The organism is Janthinobacterium darwini (assembly GCF_051380905.1).
Lineage (GTDB): Bacteria > Pseudomonadota > Gammaproteobacteria > Burkholderiales > Burkholderiaceae_D > Janthinobacterium.
The window spans coordinates 2,951,277-2,969,664 of record NZ_JBNYXX010000001.1; the positions used below are offsets into that span (position 1 = coordinate 2,951,277).

The window sequence follows — 18,388 nt, forward strand, 5'->3', positions numbered from 1 at the left end:
GGCCAGCATACGCCGACTATATGACACAATAATGACAAGAGGCAACAATATAAAAAAGGCCAGGTTCCATCGCAGGAACCCGGCCTTTGCCGAAACAGATGAATAGGTCTGACTTACTTGACCGTCACCTTGATGCTTTTGCTCAACTCCGGCCCATACGACTGGTGCGCGCCATTGGCGAACTGCATCGTCAAGGTGTACTGGCCCGGCGGCAAGGTGACGTCCGTTTCCGTTTGCCCTTTGCCGAAATGCAAATGTTTGTCATCCATGGGTATCATCTCGCCCGCCTTCATCGGCCCCACATTGATGAGCAAATGATGATGGCCCGTCTTGGCCGTCATGTCGCCGGCCGGCTTGACGTCCATGCCGCTGACGGCAAACCTGACCTTGAACGGACTGGTCACTGTCGCACCATCAACCGGCTCGACAAATGAAACGGACTGGGCAAACGCGCTGGCGGCCAACAGGCTGCCAGCAATCAGGACTGCAGCCTGGCGCAGGAATACGGTGGTCAATTGCATGATGTCTCCTCTTGTTTAATAACAACACGGACTGCATGAAACCATCCCCCGCTGACACTGGCGCATGGGAGCGCCAAGCCCAACGTTTAATCGTTCTTGATCACGATGCTAGGGAACTTGCTCGTCATATCCTTCGCCTTTTCCGCCACCTTGATGGCGATGGTGCGGGCGATCTGCTTGTAGATCACGGCGACGGGGCCATCCGGCTCAGCCACGACGGTGGGCGTGCCCGAATCCGTCTGCTGGCGGATCGCCATGGTCAGTGGCAAGGCGCCGAGGAATTCCACACCAAAGTCAGCGCACATCTTCGCACCGCCGCCGGCGCCAAAGATTTCTTCCGCATGGCCGCAGTTCGAGCAGATATGCGTGCTCATGTTTTCCACCACGCCGAGGATCGGGATGCCGACTTTCTCGAACATTTTCAAGCCTTTGCGCGCGTCCAGCAGCGCGATGTCCTGCGGCGTCGTGACGATGACGGCACCCGTGACCGGCACTTTCTGCGACAGCGTCAATTGAATGTCGCCCGTGCCTGGCGGCATGTCGACGATCAGGTAGTCGAGATCGCGCCAGTTCGTCTGATCCAGCAGTTGCTGCAAGGCTTGCGTGACCATGGGGCCGCGCCACACCATGGGCTCGTCCGGATCGATCATGAAGCCGATCGACGACACTTGCAGGCCATGGTTTTCCATTGGCTCCATGCTCTTGCCATCGAGGGTCTTCGGCTGGCCACTGATGCCCAGCATCATCGGCTGCGACGGGCCATAGATATCGGCGTCCAGCATGCCGACGGTGGCGCCTTCGGCGGCCAGGGCCAGGGCCAGGTTGACGGCCGTGGTGGATTTACCAACACCACCCTTGCCGGAAGCCACCGCAATGATGTTTTTCACGTTGCTCATCGGCTTCAAGCCGCGCTGCACCGTGTGCGAAATGATTTTCGACGACACGCCCACGCTGACGTTGCCCACGCCCGGCAGCACGCGCAGGGCGGCCAGCACGGATTTGCGGATCAGATCGATCTGGCTTTTGGCGGGGTAGCCCAGCTCGATGTCGAGCGAAATATCATTGCCATCGACTTTCAGATTCTTGACGGTTTTGCTGGAAACGAAATCTTTATGTGTATTTGGATCAATAACCTGGGCCAGCGCGGCCTTGACGTCTTCTACTGTGATGCTCATGTAAATCTCCGTGTGTACTACATATGTGCAATACGCGCAGTCTAGCGCAAATTTGCATGGCGCGATGGCGGCAAAAGCATCACTTGCCGGCGCTGCATCTGCTCTTATTGCCTTTCCGCTGTTAAAATGACCTATTATCCATCCCAAAAGTGCATCAATCATGACTCGCAAGCTGTTCGTCACCACTGCCCTGCCTTACGCAAACGCCGCTTTTCACATTGGCCACATCATGGAATACATCCAGGCTGATATCTGGGTCCGGTTCCAGCGAATGCAACGCGATGGCGCAGCCGGCCGTGAAGTGCACTTTGTGGGCGCCGACGATACGCATGGCACGCCCATCATGATCGCCGCCGAAAAGGAAGGCATCACGCCGCAGCAATTCGTCGCCAACATCGCCGCCGGTCGCGCCCAGTACCTCGATGGCTTCCATATCGCCTTCGATAACTGGTATTCGACCGATTCGCCGGAAAACGTCGACCTGTCGCAATCGATCTACCGCAAGCTGCGCGATACGGGCCTGATCGTCACGAAAACCGTCGACCGCTTCTTCGACCCGGTAAAAGGCATGTTCCTGGCCGACCGCAACATCAAGGGCGAATGCCCGAAATGCGGCGCCAAGAACCAGTACGGCGACAATTGCGAAGTGTGCGGCGCCGCCTACCAGCCGACCGACCTGGTCAACCCGTTCTCCGTGTTTACCAACGCGACGCCCGTGATGAAGCCGTCGGAACAGTATTTCTTCAAACTATCCGACCCGCGCTGCTTCGAATTCCTCAAGGAATGGCTCAATACGCCAGGCCGCTTGCAGCCGGAAATGGTCAACAAGGTCAGCGAATGGCTGGGCGAAGCGGGCGAAAAGCTGGCCGACTGGGATATCTCGCGCGATGCGCCCTACTTCGGCATCCCGATTCCCGATGCGCCGGGCAAGTTCTTCTACGTATGGATGGACGCGCCCGTCGGCTACCTGGCCAGCCTGAAAAACTATTGCGACAAGAAAGGCATCGATTTCGACGCCTTTTTGAATGACCCGACAACCGAACAGATCCACTTCATTGGCAAGGACATCGTTTCCTTCCACCTGCTGTTCTGGCCTGCCATGCTGAAATTTGCCAATCACCCGGTGATCGACAAACTGAAAGTCAACGTCCACGGCTTCCTGACGGTCAACAACGAAAAAATGTCGAAGTCGCGTGGCACGGGTATTTCGCCGCTGCGCTACCTGGACCTGGGCATGAACCCGGAATGGCTGCGCTACTACATCGCCTTCAAGCTGAACTCCAAAGTGGAAGACCTGGACTTCAACGGTGAAGACTTTGTGGCCCGCGTGAACAGCGACCTGATCGGCAAGTACGTGAACATCGCCAGCCGCTGCGCCGGCTTCATCGCCAAGCGTTTCGACGGCAAGCTGGCATCAATGCTGTCGGAAGGCGCGCAAAGCTGGATCAACCGCGCACTGACGGTGGACGTAAACGGCGTCATCGTCGAGCGCCAGGCCAGCATCGCCGCGCACTTCGAGAACCGCGAATTCGGCAAGGCCTTGCGCGAAATCATGGAAATCGCCGACATCACCAACCAGTATGTCGATGAAAACAAACCGTGGATCCTGGCCAAGGACGTCGAAAAAACGGCCGAGCTGCACGACGTGTGCACCACGGCCCTGATCCTGTTCCGCCAGCTGACGATCTTGCTGTCGCCGGTCCTGCCGGGCGTGGCGAAGAACGTGGCGTCCTTCCTCAACGACGAACAATTTACCTGGGCCGACACGCAAGTGTTTGGCGACGCCGTGTCGAACAGCATGCTGGGCCGCACCATCGGCGCCTACAGCCACTTGATGACGCGCATGGATGCAAAGATGATCGAAGCGCTGTTCGACGCGCCGCAAGCGGCCGCCGCTATTGCCGCGCCCGCCGGCGACGCCGCCAATGACGCCGCCGCGCCAGCCGCTACCACAGCAGCAGCCGCCATCGAGGAACTGGCGCCCGAGATCAAGATCGACGACTTCCTCAAGGTCGACCTGCGCATCGCCAAAATCGTCAACTGCGAACTGGTGGACGGCTCGGACAAGCTGCTGCGCCTGACCCTGGACGCGGGCGAAGGCCGTTTGCGCAATGTGTTCTCCGGCATCCGCTCGGCTTACCAGCCGGAAGAACTGATCGGCAAGCTGACGGTGCTGGTAGCCAATCTGGCGCCGCGCAAGATGAAGTTCGGCATTTCCGAAGGCATGGTCATGGCAGCGTCCGCCGCCGATGAAAAGGCGAATCCGGGCATCTACATCCTGAACCCGTGGCCGGGCGCCGAACCTGGCATGCGCATCCGCTAAGGACCAATGATGAATATCGTGGTGCGCGAAGCAACAAATGCCGATGCACAACTGATGGCCGAGCTGACCCGCGCTGCGTGGGCCGGCAAGGTGGCGGCCTCGTCCAGTGGACACCACGAGACGGCACGGCAGGTGGAAGAGCAACTGCGCCACGGCGGCGGCTTTGTGTTGCTGATCGACGACATTCCAGCCGGCTCGCTGCGCTGGATGCCGCTCGACAGCGACCCCGCCATCTGGAAGATTTCACGCATGGGCGTGCTGCCCGCTTACCGGGGCAGCCATGTCTCGCAGCACTTGCTGGAAGCCATCATTCATCACGGCCTGTCGTGCCAGGCCGAGGAATTGCGCCTCGCCGTGCGGCGCGACCAGCGCAAACTGATCGATTTTTATGCGGCCTTTGAATTCGAACTGGCCGAAGAACTGGAATATTCGCACGCCAACCCCGCCGAACCGGCGCCGATGGTGATGCGGCGTTTGTTGCGTTATTGATTTTTAGCAATTTCGCCCCCGGACTTGCCGATACAACAACCCGCCAAGCGACATGGCGCGGTAAAATACGGCCGGCTGACCTTACTTATAAGACACTCAGAAGAGAATATGAAACTGCCTGCAAAACACAACAACTACGTATCCGACCACACTTTGTTCATCGCCGAACTGAAGGCCAAGAATCCTGGCATGGAAGCGGGCCAGCAAGCGGGCCGCGCCCTGCTGTGGGACAAGCCGGCCGTCAGCATCGATGAGCAGGAACGCCAGCTGGCATCGGCCGTCAAGCAACAGGCTTACGTTTACCAGAACAAGAACTAAGACCTGGATCCGGCACGATGTTGCCTGAAGAGTCTGCAGTCACGCCGGAAGCCGACGCCTCCGGTGCCGGCGCAGTCATCGAGTTGCCCGAAACCGTCGCTGGCGGCGATGGCGGCGGCGACCCTGCAACTTCTGCAACAGCGGTGACGGATGCGGCGCCCGCCGCCGATCCCCTGGGCATCGCCCGCCTGTATGGCGAGCCCATGCTACGCATGCCGACGGATTTGTACATTCCGCCGGACGCGCTGGAAATCTTCCTCGAAGCCTTCGAAGGCCCGCTCGACTTGCTGCTCTACCTGATCCGCAAGCAAAACTTCAACATTCTCGATATTCCGATGGCGCAGGTGACCCTGCAATATCTGAAATATGTGGACCAGATCCGCGTGCGCAACCTGGAACTGGCCGCCGAATACCTGCTGATGGCCGCCATGTTGATCGAGATCAAGTCGCGCATGCTCTTGCCATCGCGCAAGAGCGACGTTGAGGAAGATGGCGGCGACCCACGGGCTGAACTGGTGCGCCGCCTGCTCGAGTACGAGCAGATCAAGCTGGCCGCCTACGACCTGAACGCCATTCCCCAGTTCGAGCGCGATTTCGTGCGCACGCAGATTTTCATCGAGCAAAGCCTGACGCCCACCTGGCCCGACGTGGAACCGGTGGACTTGCAGCAGGCGTGGCTCGATGTGCTGAAACGCGCCAAGCTGACCCAGCACCACCGCATCAGCCGCCAGGAACTGTCCGTGCGCGAGCACATGTCGAGCATCCTGCGCCATTTGCAATCATCGCGCTTCGTCGAGTTCAGCGAGCTGTTCGACATTGCCGGCGGCGTGCCCGTGGTGGTGGTCAACTTCGTGGCCCTGCTGGAACTGGCCAAGGAAACCCTGATCGAAATCACGCAGGCAGAACCGTTTGCCCCCATCTACGTCCGGCTGGCGTATTCGCCCGCCTGATCCCTTCCCTTTGTCACTGACCACCGTACAACGGGGTTTTAGCGAAAGCAATCCATGAAAATTATTTCCGACATCGAAGAATTGCGCGACCAGCTCAGCGGACAGCTGCGCACGGCGTTCGTCCCCACCATGGGCAACCTGCATGAAGGCCATCTGTCATTGATGCGCCTGGCGCGCAAGCATGGCGACCCCGTCGTCGCCTCGATCTTCGTGAACCGCCTGCAATTCGGCCCGAACGAAGACTTCGAAAAATACCCGCGCACCATGGCGGCCGATATCGCCAAGCTGGAAAAGGAAGGCGTGTACGTGCTGTTCGCCCCGACGGAAAAGGAACTGTACCCAGAACCGCAGGAATACCGCGTGCGCCCGCCCGATGACCTGGGCAATACCCTGGAAGGGGAATTCCGCCCCGGCTTCTTCGAGGGCGTGTGCACGGTCGTCACCAAGCTGTTTTCCTGCGTGGGTCCGCGAGTGGCCGTGTTCGGCAAGAAGGATTACCAGCAGTTGATGATCATCCGCAACATGGCGCGCCAGTTCGCGCTGCCGACGGAAATCATTGCCGCCGAAACGTACCGGGCCGACGATGGCCTGGCTTTGTCGTCGCGCAATATGTATCTGTCGGAAAGTGAACGCGCCGAGGCCCCGGAACTGTTCAAGGGACTCAATTTTGTGGCCGAGGAAGTGCGCAAGGGCAATCTGGCTGTCGCTGAACTGGAACAGGCCAGCATGCAGCTACTGAACAGCCGTGGCTGGAAGTCGGACTATATCGCCGTGCGCAAGCGCGCCAACCTGCAGGCGCCGAGCGCCGCCGAACTGGCCGCCGGTGAACCGCTGGTGGTGCTGGCTGCCGCCAAGCTTGGGCAGACGCGCCTGATCGACAACCTGGAAATTTAAGCGCAGTCACAGCGGGGCCGTTCGGCCCCGTTTCTTTTTCTTACTTCTCCATCCCTACCAGCTTGAGCTCGGCAAACAGCGGCTTGTTGTGGCCGCGTGCCGCCTGCAGCATGTCATAACTGGCCGCATCGAGCACGATTTCCTCTCCCGACCATAGCTTGCGCTGGTTCGCAGGCAACCTCAGGCTGCGCAGGATGGCCCTGGCCTGGGCCGGATCGGCCGCCAGCAGGCGGATGGCGTGCGCACCGCGCTTCGCCCCCGTGAGGATCGGCAAGCCGCCCTGCGGGCCATTCTGGCTCAGGCTGACGTAATCGTGGCCGCCCAGGCGGTGCAGATAGGCATGCCGGCCATCGCCTTCGGCAGGCAATTGCGCGGCCGGCTCCTGGACATCGCCGGGCTGCGCCTCGACGATGGCCGGTGCGACGCTGGTTTGTTCAAGGCTCACGCCGCAAGCAGCCAGCAAGGCCGTGCTCAGGGCAAAGAATAATACGGGTGCTCGGCGCATATTGCGCTCCTTCTTGTCGGGGGCGGGGACAAAGGTGGAATAGTGCTGCGATCATGAGCCACTTTAGTTGACGTGTAAAGTTAACTTTCGGAAATATTTAATTCCATACCGCAACTGGCTGCGTGACCGCATTTGCCAGACCGGCAGCGCAGCGGATTGAACAGGATTGTTAATCTGGATTGCACACTTAAACTATTCCAGCCATCTTTATCCACACAACAATAAAGATCACAATCGCCATACGGGCTCGCAACGACTTTCCACAGGCTTGCCACCACGACAGGAGAAACACCATGAATACAGCATCCACCCCGGCCAAGGTCGCCATCGTCACGGGCGCCTCGCGCGGCATCGGCGCGGCCATCGCCCGCCGCCTGGCGCGCGACGGCATGCAGGTCGTCGTCAATTACGCGAGCGGCAAGGAGGCGGCAGACGAGCTGGTGGCAACCATTCTTGCCGACGGCGGCAGCGCCATCGCGGTCAAGGCCAACGTGGCCAATGCGGACGAGGTGCAGGCGCTGTTCGCCGCGGCTGAAGCGGCCTTCGGCGGCGTTGACGTGCTGGTCAACAACGCCGGCATCATGCCACCCGCGCTGCCTGCCCTGGCAGACACGGATGACGCCACCTTCGACAGCCTGTTCGCCGTCAACGTCAAGGGCAGCTTCAACACCATGCGCCAGGCGGCGACGTGCTTGCGCCACGGCGGCAGCGTCATCAACTTCTCGAGCAGCGTGATTGGCCTGGCCCTGCCCGGCTATTCTATCTACGGCGCCAGCAAGGCCGCCATCGAGACGATGACGACCATCTTCGCCAAGGAATTGCGCGGCAAGAACATCACCGTCAATGCCATCGCCCCCGGCCCCACGGCCACGGCCCTGTTCTTGAACGGCAAGACGACAGAAGCGATACAGCGCATGAGCAAGATGGCCCCCCTGGAACGCCTGGGCACGCCGGACGACATCGCCGCCGCCGTCGCCTTCCTGGCTGGCCCCGACGGCCGCTGGGTCAATGGCCAGACCCTGCGCGCCAACGGCGGCCTGGTGTAAGCAAGGTGCAGGCCGACGAAAAAAAACGCTGCCAGTTCGCACTGGCAGCGTTTTTTCTGAAGCGGTTCAAACCGTGATCAGGCGCCGGCTTTTTCCAGCTTCTCGAAAATCTTGTTCAGCTTTTCATCGAGGGTTGCGGCCGTGAACGGCTTGACAACATAACCGCTGGCACCAGCTTGCGCGGCGGCGATGATGTTCTCTTTTTTCGCCTCGGCGGTCACCATCAGCACGGGCAACTTGGCCAGTGCGGGATCGGCGCGGATATGCTGCAGCATCGTCAGGCCGTCCATGTTAGGCATGTTCCAGTCCGAGACGACGAAATCGTAGGATTCCGCGCGCAGCTTGGCCAGGCCCATCACGCCGTCTTCCGCCTCATCGACGTTGGCATAACCCAGTTCCTTCAACAGATTCCGGACAATGCGGCGCATCGTCGAAAAATCGTCAACGACTAAAAATTTCATCTTTGGATCAGCCATGAATAACTCCGTTGTTTCTGTAGCGGTTTGTTAATAATATCGACATGAATGCCGACATTATGGTCGACACTACGGCAGCAAGCTGTAGGATAGCATTTTCGTTGCTTTTAGGCGAACAAACTTGCCCCAGATCATATAAAACGTGGCTTACACGCGCAAAGCACGCATGCCATGCGCAGCCAGGTGTCCCAGCACCATGCCGGGCAGCGCCGTCAGAGCGCCGACCTCATGCGTAGCACCGATGGCGATCGCCTCGCGCGGCATGCCGAACACCACGCAACTGGCTTCATCCTGCGCAAAATTATACGCTCCTGCGGCCTTCATCTCCAACATGCCTTGTGCGCCATCCTTGCCCATGCCGGTCAGGATCACGCCGACGGCATTTTTGCCGGCCGATTGCGCGGCCGAACGGAACAACACGTCGACCGAGGGGCGGTGACGGTTGACCGGTTCACCCTGGTCGATCTTGGTCATGTAATTGGCGCCACTACGCGTCAAGGTCAGGTGCGAATGACCGGGCGCGATGTAGGCGTGGCCGGGTAGCACGCGTTCGCCGCCTGCAGCTTCCTGCACCGAGATCTTGCACAGCGAATCGAGGCGGCGCGCAAACGAACGCGTAAAGCCTTCCGGCATGTGCTGCGTGATCAGGATGCCGGGGCAATCGGACGGCATCTGCATGAGGAATTCGCGGATCGCTTCCGTGCCGCCCGTGGAGGCACCCACGATGATCAGCTTTTCGCTCGACGTCAAGGGGCTGCGCAGCGCAGGCAACGGTGCGGCGACCCTGTCGCCGGCCGACGGCAGGGTGCGCGCGCGGATGCGCGCCTTCGCGGCGGCACGGATCTTGTCGGCAATCATGTCGGTGTACTCGCGCATGCCGCTCTGGATGGAAATCTTTGGCTTGGTGACAAAATCGACAGCGCCCAGCTCCAGCGCGCGCATGGTGATTTCCGAACCGCGCTCGGTCAGCGACGACACCATCAGCACCGGCATCGGACGCAAACGCATGAGTTTTTCCAGGAAATCGAGGCCATCCATCTTCGGCATCTCGACGTCCAGGGTCAGCACATCGGGGTTGGTCTGCTTGATCATCTCGCGCGCCACCAAAGGATCGGGCGCCGCCCCCACCACTTCCATGTCGGGCTGGCTATTCACGATTTCCGTCATGACGCTGCGGATCAGCGCCGAATCATCCACGATCAATACTTTGATCTTCATACAATACCCTTCCAGACCTTGCGGCCCTTATTCTTAATCGGTAAAAACGCCAGACACAACCGTAGCGAGCGGCAGTGATTTGTGGCCAAGAAGCGCAACCGTGCTGAAGCACGGTGAGCATCGCAGGCCGCAAAGCACGACGCGCAGCAGGTTGGGCCTGGTGTTACTAGAACAGCTCGATCTCGCCACCCACGGGCGCAACCTTGAGACGGCTTGCGTAATCGAGTTCGCGGCGCACCAAGGTATCGTTATGCGTCTGCATCAGCTTTTTCACCAGCACCTTGCCGCTGCGGGGGAAAAAATACACCTTGCGCGGGTGGATGTCATTCAAGTCCTCGGCCACCACGCGCATCTTTTCCGCCTTCAGGTAATTGATAACGAAGGCCGCATTGCGTTCGCCGACGTTAATCGCCGTGAAGCCGCGCAGCACGGCGCCGCCGCCAAATACTTTCGCTTCCATGTTCTCGCGCCGCGCACCGGCCTTCAGCAGATCGTTGATCAATATCTCCATGGCGTAGGTGCCATAGCGCATCGACGCTGAAATCGGGCTATTCGGATCGCTGCCGCCGTCGGGCAGCATGAAATGGTTCATGCCGCCCAGACCGGTGACACGATCACGGATGCAGGCCGAGACGCAGGAGCCGAGCACGGTGACGATCAGCATGTCCTTGTTGGTAAAGTAATACTCACCAGGCAAGATCTTGGCGGCGTCACAATTGAACGTCCTGTCGTAATAGACGTTAGTGGCAAATTGCTCTTTGGATTCCAGGCTCATATTTCACTCTCATGTACGATGCGACGATGCCTTGGGTGCGGCGCCCCGCGGCTGGTCGAGCTCATAGACTGTTTTACCGCGCAGCTTCAATGAATCCGACACGTACAGAAAATTCTCCGAGTGGCCCGCAAACAGCAGGGCATCGGACTTCATCAACGGCACAAAGCGCGACAGAATCTTGCGCTGCGTCGCCTTGTCAAAATAAATCATCACGTTACGGCAGAAGATGACGTCGAACTGTCCCGTCAGGGGCCAGCTGTCGGCCAGCAGGTTGAGCGGCTTGAAGGTGATCATCTGGCGCAGTTCCGGGCGCACCCGCACCTGCCCCTCGCGATCACCCTTGCCGCGCAAGAAAAAGCGCCGCGCACGGTCGGCCGGCATCTTGTCGAGCCGGTCCAGGTTGTAGACGCCATTGGCGGCCGTAGCCAGCACATTCGTGTCGATATCTGTGGCGATGATGGTGACCGGCGGCGTGAGCGTATTGAACGCCTCGCACACCGTCATGGCGATCGAGTATGGCTCCTCGCCGGTGGAACTGGCCGAACACCAGATGGTGATCGGCCCGCTCAGTTTTTTCACATGCTCGGCCAGCAACGGGAAGTGATGCGCCTCGCGGAAAAACGACGTCAGGTTGGTCGTCAGCGCATTCGTGAACGCTTCCCACTCGTCGCCCATGCGGCCCGCTTCCAGGTCGTCCAGGTAGCGGACGAACGAGGAGATGCCGGTCGCCCGCAGGCGCCTGGCCAGGCGGCTGTAGACCATCTCCTGCTTGCTGTCGGCCAGCGCGATGCCGGCCCGCTTGTAAATCATGGCGCGGACCCGCTCGAAGTCCTTGCCAGTGAAATCAAATTCCTTGACCGAATCCGTTTTAGTTTGCGGCATTTGTTTTTACCTCTCTATGACTACTCTGACCAATGCCTTTGCAAGTATAACTAGCGGGACCGGGTTGGCGTCAGAACTCTTCCCAATCGTCGCCGCCGGCCGCCGCCAGCTTTTTCGCAGGCGGTGGCGTGCCGGCCTGCGCCGCCTTTGCCACCCGCCGTGTATTTGCCGCCACACTCGGTGCCGGCCGTGCCACCGCCTTCACGGGCGCCGGCATGGACGCCAGCGCCGCGCTCTCGCCGCCCAGCTTGAAGATGCTGACGGCGTCGGCCAGTTTCTGCGCCTGGTCCTGCATGCTTTCGGCGGCGGCCGCCGCTTCCTCGACCAGCGCCGCATTCTGCTGCGTCATCTGGTCCATCTGCGCGATGGCCTGGTTCACTTCCTCGATGCCATGGCTCTGTTCCTGCGTTGCCGCCGTAATCTCGCCCATGATGTCGGCCACCTGCCGGATCGACGTGACGATCAGACCCATGGTCTGCCCCGCCTCGTCCACCAGGCGGCTACCGGCATCGACCTTGTCGACCGAGTCGCCGATCAGTCCCTTGATCTCTTTGGCTGCGCCAGCGGATCTTTGGGCAAGATTGCGCACTTCGGACGCCACCACCGCAAAGCCACGTCCCTGCTCGCCTGCACGCGCCGCCTCGACGGCCGCATTCAGCGCCAGGATATTCGTCTGGAACGCAATGCCGTCAATGACGCCGATAATATCGACAATCTTGCGCGAACTGTCCTTGATGGAACCCATGGTATCGACCACTTGCGCCACCACCTTGCCGCCCTGCTCCGCCACCGACGATGCCGACACGGCCAGCTGGTTGGCCTGACGCGCGTTGTCCGCGTTCTGCTTCACGGTCGACGTCAGCTCTTCCATCGACGACGCCGTTTCTTCGAGCGAACTGGCCTGCGTTTCCGTGCGCGCCGACAGGTCCGCATTGCCGCTGGCGATCTCGCGCGACGCCACGGTGATGGTGTCCGTCCCATTGCGCACGTCGCTGACCGTCTGTACCAGGCTTTCGTTCATGTCCTTGAGCGCCTGCTGCAGCGCGCTCGTTTCATCCTTGCCCTCGACCACCACGTGCGATGTCAGCTCGCCCGCTGCCACCTTCTGCGCCACCGCCAGGGCACCGGACAAGGGCACCGTGATCGAGCGCGTGATGAAGATGGCGCACCAGGCGCCGATCACCACCGCCGCCCCACCCAGGATGAACAGTACCGTCATCAGGCGCGCGTCAGCCGCCAGCGAGTCGTCCATGAAGCTTTGCTGGGCCACATGCTGCAAGGCGAGCAGCTTGTTGATATCGGCCAGGGTCGTCTTGTTCAAAGGGTCGATGCGGGTGGCAATCACCTTGGCCGCGCCCTCGCTGTTAAACGCCAGCACCTGCCCCATCGCCTCCTTGAAGGCGGCATCGACTTCGCCGTCGACCTTGGCGATATTGGCCAGCAGCGTCTTCTCACCATCGGACAGGCCCAGGCTGGACAGCTTGCCGCGTGCGCCGTCATACAGCTTGCGCTGCTCGCGCACCTTGCCCTCCTCCACCTGCATCAGGCCAACATCGCCCTGCAGGCCGATATTGCGCATGGCGATACCGGTTTCCAGCATCGCGCTTTTCATCAACGACGCCTGCGTATTTTTTTCGCTTGCCAGCTCCAGGCCCGTGAGCAACTGGGCCTTGTTACGATAATTCAGTGCATTCGCCGAAACGATCACCACCACCAGGATGGCGAGGATGCTGCCAAAACCTATCCCCAGCCGGGTGCCTATCTTGAAATCGCGCAAACTCATTACAGTCTCCAATATTTATGTGAACGGCGCCCGTTCAACCGGACGGCGCCGTGTTGTGGCCTGGTCTCTGTCGGACCTTGCAGCCTGCCGGCGCGCCTCTAGATGCTGCTCGCGCCGGTACATGCATATCTGTAGTGATTCTTTGCGTGCCAAAACGGCGGCGCACCTGGCGCCGCCTTGCTGCCATGCGGCTGCTTACGCCGCCAGCTTGTCGATCAGGCCCATCTCGCTGCTCGACATCAGCTTGTCGATGTCGACCAGGATCAGCATGCGCTCGTCGATGGTACCCAGGCCAATCATGTAGTCGGTCGAGAAGGCGGTGCCCATTTCCGGCGCCGGTTTCACTTGCTCCGGCGTCAGGGTGGTCACGTCGGAAACGCTGTCGACCACCATGCCGACGATGCGTCCGCCGATGTTCAGGATGATCACCACCGTGAACTGGTCGTATACGGGCGTGCCCAGGTTGAACTTGATGCGCATGTCGACCACGGGAATGATGATGCCGCGCAGGTTGATCACGCCCTTGATGAATTCAGGCGCGTTGGCGATGCGGGTGACCGCTTCGTAACCACGGATTTCCTGGACCTTCAGGATATCGATGCCGTACTCTTCGGAGCCCAGGGTGAAGGCCAGGAATTCACGTCCGGCGATGTCCTTGCCGTCGCCCGTATTGCTTCCGGATGTTTGTTGAGTATCTGACATGGTGCGTTTTCCTATCTTTTATCTATCGGTATTACGAAAAAATGGACTCGTCGGCTAGCTGGCGAGAGGAGCGGATCAGGGCGGCGACATCAAGAATCAGCGACACGCCGCCATCGCCCAGGATGGTGGCGCCGGAAATGCCGACCACCTTGCGGTAATTCGATTCGAGGTTTTTCACCACGACCTGCTGCTGTCCCACCAGGTCGTCGACAAACAGGGCTGCCTTGCGCCCTTCCGTCTCGAGAATCACGCAGATGCCTTCCGATGGACTGGTAAAGCGCGGTGCGATGTCGAACATCTGGTACAGGGGGATCAACGGCAGGTATTCGCCGCGTACTTTCACCACTTGCCCCTTGCCACTGATGTCCTTGATATCCTCAACGGCTGGCTGCAGTGATTCGATGACAAAGCCCAACGGTAAAATATACACTTCATCGCCGACACGGATCGACATGCCGTCCAGGATGGCAAGGGTCAGCGGCAGCGAGATGGAAATCGTCGTACCAAAACCCTTCGCCGAACGAATGTCGACCACGCCGCCCATGGCGCTGATATTGCGCTTGACGACATCCATGCCCACGCCGCGGCCCGACACGTCGGTGACCGCTTCGGCAGTGGAAAAGCCGGGCGCGAATATCAGCTGCCACACGTCGGCGTCGCTCATCGTCTCGGACACGTCCAGTCCCTGCTGCTGCGCCTTGGCCAGGATGCGCTCGCGGTTCAGTCCCGCGCCATCATCGGATACTTCGATGATGATGTTGCCGCCCTGGTGGCTGGCCGAGAGGAACAAACGGCCGGCCTCGGTCTTGCCGGCGGCCACGCGGGCGGCCGGCATTTCCACACCGTGGTCGATGCTGTTGCGCACCAGGTGCGTCAGCGGATCGACGATGCGTTCGATGAGACCTTTGTCCAGTTCCGTGGCGGCGCCATTGGTGATGAAGTCGACCTTCTTGCCCAACTTGGTCGCCAGGTCGCGCACCATGCGCGGGAAGCGCGAAAAGACGAAATCCATCGGCATCATGCGGATAGACATCACCGCTTCCTGCAAGTCGCGCGTATTGCGCGTCAGGTGGCTGACGCTGTCGAGCAGTTTTTCATGCAGCATCGGGTCGAGCGCGCTGGCGCGCTGCTCGATCATCGCCTGCGTGATCACCAGTTCGCCCACCAGGTTGATCAGCTGGTCGACTTTTTCGATCGAGACGCGGATCGACGACGATTCGGCACCAGCCTTGTCGCCCTCTTTCTTGGCCGGTTTCTTTTCCTGCTCTACCTCGGTCGCGGCGCTCGCCACGGCCGGCACGGCGGCAGCGCCGGCGTTGCCCGCCTTGGCGGCATCGGCACGGATCTGGGCCAAAGGCTGGAAAAAACCGTAGCCCTGTTCGGCCTCGCTCTGCACACCGGCGGCGGCGCGGATATCCTCGAGCGGCTGGAAGAAGCCATAGCCGGGATCCGCCGCGCCCTGAGCGGCAGGCGCCCCTGGCAGCGGGTCGAAGAAACCATAGCCCTGGGCCTTTTCCTGCGCCGCGCGGGCCGCTTCGGCTTCGCCTGGCGCCAATGGCGGTGCCTGCGTGATCACCATGTCGTCGGGATTGAGCACGAACGAGCAGATGGCCAGGATATCGTCCAGGCTTTCATGCGTCGTCACTTCCAGCACCTTGCGTGCGTCGGCCAGGGTGGACATGGCGACGTCGCCCAGCAAGCCCAGCTCGGCCGCCAGTGCCTCGACTTCGCGCTCCTCCATCTTCGGCAGCTCCAGGCGGTAGCGCTGGCCACCGGCGTGGCTGACGGCTGCTTTTTCCGCCGTATGGAAGGCTGGCGCGACGGGCGTGAGCGCGGCCACGGGCACGTCCTGCGAGAACGACTGCAGCATCATGCGCACATTGGCCACGGCATCCTGGTCGACGGCGCTGCCAAGACGATGGCCGTCGAGCTGCATCTTGAGGATGTCCTTGGCGGCCAGAAAAGCGTCGACGTGTTCCGCCGTCAGGGCCATCTGGCCCTGGCGGATGCGGTCGAGCAGCGACTCGAGGATGTGCGTCACCTCGCTCATGTCACTCAGGCCGAACGTCGATGCGCCGCCCTTGATCGAATGGGCCGTGCGGAAAATGGCATTCAGGTCTTCGGCGTCGGGCGCCGCAATATCGACGGCCAGCAACAGCCGTTCTTTTTCAGCCAGCAGTTCTTCGGCCTCATCGAAAAAGACCTGAAAAAACTGGCTAATATCGATGGTCATAGGGTGACTCCGTCATTTGCATCGTTGCGCTGCGCGGCTGGCATCAGCCGATTACCTTCTTGACCACTTCGATCAGGCGTTGCGGATCGAAGGGCTTGACCAGCCAGCCATTGGCGCCGGCAGCACGTCCTTTCGACTTCATTTCGTCCGACGACTCCGTCGTCAGCATCAGAATGGGCACCTTCTGGTACGTCGGCAGTTCTCGCAGCAACTTGATCAGCTCCAGGCCATCCATGCGCGGCATGTTCTGGTCCGTCAATACCAGGTCCACGGTTTGCAGCTTGGCTTTTTCCAGTCCGTCCTGGCCGTCGACGGCCTCCACCACCTGGTAACCGGCGGCTTTCAGACTGAACGCCACCATCTGGCGCAATGAGCTGGAATCGTCCACTGCAAGTATCGTTTTGGCCATCTTTGCTCCCACTTATTCCGGACATCCTGCCCGAGTATTTGATTAATCAATCCATGCAACCGCAAGTGTTCCGCACTGGCATGCTAGAACAGCTCGATGTCGCCACTTTCCAAATGCTGCTGACTGACAGCCTTGCGCAGCACGCTGCGCAACTCCAGGCTTTGAATCGCCAGCGCCATGCTGACACGCCCCAGCAAAGCGACAATTTCTTCATTGTCGCTTTCCGGCAACATCTCCGCGCCATGCGAGCCCAAGGTACCGAGGAACTCGCGCAAGCCCGTCACGCGCTTCAAGGTGCGCTCGATCAGCTGACTGGTCATGTCCTGGAACTGCAGGCTGGTGATGGCGGCATTCACGTACCCCCCAACTTCGTCCTGCAATGCCAGCAGTTTTTCCCGCTGCTGCTCGGCCGGAATACCGCCTTCGAGCAGCATGGCGATGGTATCTTGCTGCGCAGCGACGGCTGCGTGTATCGCCATGAAATTGAAGGACAGCTTCTCGATCGCCTCTTCCAGCAAGATGCCGGTCTGCACCAGGTCGGTTTCCACCTCCGTCAAGTGCTTGCGGCCATGGTCCGATACGCCAGACAGCAGGCGCTTTACATGCGAGCCAAGTATTTTCTTTCTTGTCATAAAGGTCTCATTGTTTCAATACACCACGCGTTGACATCCATGCGTGTTATTTTTTCGCCGCTGCCGGGCCGGGAGCTGGTGCCGCCGCAGGCGGCGCACCGGCCGCCAGCCCCGAAGCGACAGCAGCGGAAGCGGCATCGGTCACCGGCAGCTCTATCGCCGATCCATCGCGCAGGACATTTTCTTCCGTGCGTTTGTTCATGACGATGATGCTGATGCGCCGGTTGATCGGGTTGAAGGGGTCAAGCTTGTCCAGGTGGGCGGCCGAGCCCAGTCCCACCACGCGCAATACTTTCTCTTCCTTCATGCCGCCAATCACCAGTTCGCGCCGCGACGCATTCGCGCGGTCGGCCGACAATTCCCAGTTGCTGTAGCCGGCATCGCTCATGTAGGGCGTCGAATCCGTATGCCCGGACAGGCCGATGCGGTTCGGCACTTCATTGAGCACGGAGCCAATGGCATGCAGAATTTCCTTGGTGTACGGTTGCAGATTCGCATTGGCGAGCGCAAACATCGGACGGTTCTGCTCGTCGACGATCTGGATGCGCAAGCCTTCGCTGGTGATATCGAGCAGCAACTGGTTCTTGTATTTTTTCAGCAGGGGATTGGCATCGATGGTCGCTTCGATGCGCGCCTTGAGCGCCTGCAGGCGCTTGCCTTCCTCGCGTTCGAGCGCGGCCTTGGCGGAATTGAGGTCGAACGACTTGCGCTGCTGCTCTTCCTGCGCCTTGCGCACTTGCCCATCCTGGCGCGACAGGTCCTGGCCGCCGCCCTGGATCACGGAATTGCTCTCGCCGCTGCCGGAGCCGCCCGCCATCGCCACTTTCAGGGGTGTCTTGAAAAATTCCGATATGCCGTTCAAGTCGCCCTTCGAAGTGGAGCCAAGCAGCCACATCAGCAGGAAGAAGGCCATCATGGCCGTGACAAAGTCGGCGTAGGCGATTTTCCACGCCCCGCCATGGTGCCCACCGGCCGTTTTCTTGATGCGCTTGACAATAATCGGGCGCATGCCTTCATCGGCCATGGCGTCCCCCTTCCGTGTGCTGCAAATGACTCA

Annotated in this window: 19 protein-coding genes; 6 read left to right on the forward strand and 13 right to left on the reverse strand. The window is 60.3% G+C overall.

The window, feature by feature from the left end:
- Positions 1 to 113: 113 nt before the first annotated feature.
- Both ACQ4WZ_RS13585 and apbC read right to left on the reverse strand, forming a co-directional pair.
- Positions 114 to 521, reverse strand: a complete 408-nt coding sequence (locus ACQ4WZ_RS13585; RefSeq protein WP_436573660.1) for a DUF4399 domain-containing protein — start codon at positions 519 to 521, stop codon at positions 114 to 116.
- A gap of 86 nt (positions 522 to 607) precedes the next feature.
- Positions 608 to 1,696 (reverse strand): iron-sulfur cluster carrier protein ApbC, encoded by a 1,089-nt coding sequence (apbC, locus tag ACQ4WZ_RS13590; RefSeq protein ID WP_101480506.1) that lies wholly within the window; start codon positions 1,694 to 1,696, stop codon positions 608 to 610.
- Between the two features lie 160 nt (positions 1,697 to 1,856).
- Here apbC and metG point away from each other — a divergent pair, with 160 nt between their 5' ends.
- The 5 genes from metG (at position 1,857) to panC (ending at position 6,670) form a co-directional block, all read left to right on the forward strand.
- Complete coding sequence (metG, locus tag ACQ4WZ_RS13595; RefSeq protein WP_101480505.1) at positions 1,857 to 4,019, forward strand: methionine--tRNA ligase; 2,163 nt, start codon at positions 1,857 to 1,859, stop codon at positions 4,017 to 4,019.
- A 9-nt stretch (positions 4,020 to 4,028) separates the two neighbouring features.
- Positions 4,029 to 4,508, forward strand: coding sequence for a GNAT family N-acetyltransferase (locus ACQ4WZ_RS13600; RefSeq protein WP_101484448.1), 480 nt, complete (start codon positions 4,029 to 4,031; stop codon positions 4,506 to 4,508).
- Between the two features lie 108 nt (positions 4,509 to 4,616).
- Complete coding sequence (locus tag ACQ4WZ_RS13605) at positions 4,617 to 4,826, forward strand: DUF3460 family protein (protein WP_034778041.1); 210 nt, start codon at positions 4,617 to 4,619, stop codon at positions 4,824 to 4,826.
- A gap of 17 nt (positions 4,827 to 4,843) precedes the next feature.
- Complete coding sequence (locus ACQ4WZ_RS13610; protein WP_166674828.1) at positions 4,844 to 5,776, forward strand: segregation and condensation protein A; 933 nt, start codon at positions 4,844 to 4,846, stop codon at positions 5,774 to 5,776.
- A gap of 54 nt (positions 5,777 to 5,830) precedes the next feature.
- Positions 5,831 to 6,670, forward strand: coding sequence for a pantoate--beta-alanine ligase (gene panC / locus ACQ4WZ_RS13615; RefSeq protein WP_101480503.1), 840 nt, complete (start codon positions 5,831 to 5,833; stop codon positions 6,668 to 6,670).
- A gap of 40 nt (positions 6,671 to 6,710) precedes the next feature.
- On the opposite strand, the gene ACQ4WZ_RS13620 is transcribed toward panC, so the two are convergent.
- Complete coding sequence (locus ACQ4WZ_RS13620) at positions 6,711 to 7,175, reverse strand: hypothetical protein (protein WP_436573661.1); 465 nt, start codon at positions 7,173 to 7,175, stop codon at positions 6,711 to 6,713.
- Positions 7,176 to 7,468: 293 nt separating this feature from the next.
- Here ACQ4WZ_RS13620 and ACQ4WZ_RS13625 point away from each other — a divergent pair, with 293 nt between their 5' ends.
- Positions 7,469 to 8,221 carry a glucose 1-dehydrogenase gene (locus tag ACQ4WZ_RS13625; RefSeq protein WP_436573662.1) on the forward strand — a complete coding sequence of 251 codons (753 nt, stop codon included), beginning with the start codon at positions 7,469 to 7,471 and terminating at the stop codon, positions 8,219 to 8,221.
- Between the two features lie 77 nt (positions 8,222 to 8,298).
- Here the strand turns inward: ACQ4WZ_RS13625 and cheY are convergent, their stop codons facing one another.
- From cheY to motB, 10 genes are all read right to left on the reverse strand, one after another.
- Positions 8,299 to 8,697 carry a chemotaxis response regulator CheY gene (gene cheY, locus ACQ4WZ_RS13630; protein ID WP_010396677.1) on the reverse strand — a complete coding sequence of 133 codons (399 nt, stop codon included), beginning with the start codon at positions 8,695 to 8,697 and terminating at the stop codon, positions 8,299 to 8,301.
- A gap of 147 nt (positions 8,698 to 8,844) precedes the next feature.
- Positions 8,845 to 9,915: a protein-glutamate methylesterase/protein-glutamine glutaminase gene (locus tag ACQ4WZ_RS13635; protein WP_101480500.1), complete on the reverse strand. Its 1,071-nt coding sequence runs from the start codon at positions 9,913 to 9,915 to the stop codon at positions 8,845 to 8,847.
- Between the two features lie 166 nt (positions 9,916 to 10,081).
- Positions 10,082 to 10,690: a chemoreceptor glutamine deamidase CheD gene (cheD, locus tag ACQ4WZ_RS13640; RefSeq protein WP_071078257.1), complete on the reverse strand. Its 609-nt coding sequence runs from the start codon at positions 10,688 to 10,690 to the stop codon at positions 10,082 to 10,084.
- A gap of 9 nt (positions 10,691 to 10,699) precedes the next feature.
- A complete protein-coding gene (locus tag ACQ4WZ_RS13645) occupies positions 10,700 to 11,572 on the reverse strand; it encodes a CheR family methyltransferase (protein WP_070278818.1) in 873 nt (290 codons plus the stop codon).
- 70 nt (positions 11,573 to 11,642) lie between these two features.
- Positions 11,643 to 13,355, reverse strand: a complete 1,713-nt coding sequence (locus tag ACQ4WZ_RS13650) for a methyl-accepting chemotaxis protein (RefSeq protein WP_436573663.1) — start codon at positions 13,353 to 13,355, stop codon at positions 11,643 to 11,645.
- 195 nt (positions 13,356 to 13,550) lie between these two features.
- The gene (locus tag ACQ4WZ_RS13655; RefSeq protein ID WP_071078260.1) at positions 13,551 to 14,057 is read right to left on the reverse strand and encodes a chemotaxis protein CheW; all 507 of its coding nucleotides are present in this window, start codon (positions 14,055 to 14,057) and stop codon (positions 13,551 to 13,553) included.
- A gap of 31 nt (positions 14,058 to 14,088) precedes the next feature.
- Positions 14,089 to 16,290: a chemotaxis protein CheA gene (gene cheA, locus ACQ4WZ_RS13660; protein ID WP_436573664.1), complete on the reverse strand. Its 2,202-nt coding sequence runs from the start codon at positions 16,288 to 16,290 to the stop codon at positions 14,089 to 14,091.
- Positions 16,291 to 16,333: 43 nt separating this feature from the next.
- On the reverse strand, positions 16,334 to 16,699 hold the full coding sequence (locus tag ACQ4WZ_RS13665) for a response regulator (protein WP_034758362.1): 366 nt from the start codon (positions 16,697 to 16,699) through the stop codon (positions 16,334 to 16,336).
- 83 nt (positions 16,700 to 16,782) lie between these two features.
- Entirely contained in the window at positions 16,783 to 17,331 is a 549-nt protein-coding gene (locus ACQ4WZ_RS13670; protein WP_101480496.1) for a chemotaxis protein, read from the reverse strand.
- Positions 17,332 to 17,377: 46 nt separating this feature from the next.
- Complete coding sequence (motB, locus tag ACQ4WZ_RS13675) at positions 17,378 to 18,355, reverse strand: flagellar motor protein MotB (RefSeq protein WP_101480495.1); 978 nt, start codon at positions 18,353 to 18,355, stop codon at positions 17,378 to 17,380.
- Between the last annotated feature and the right edge of the window lie 33 nt (positions 18,356 to 18,388).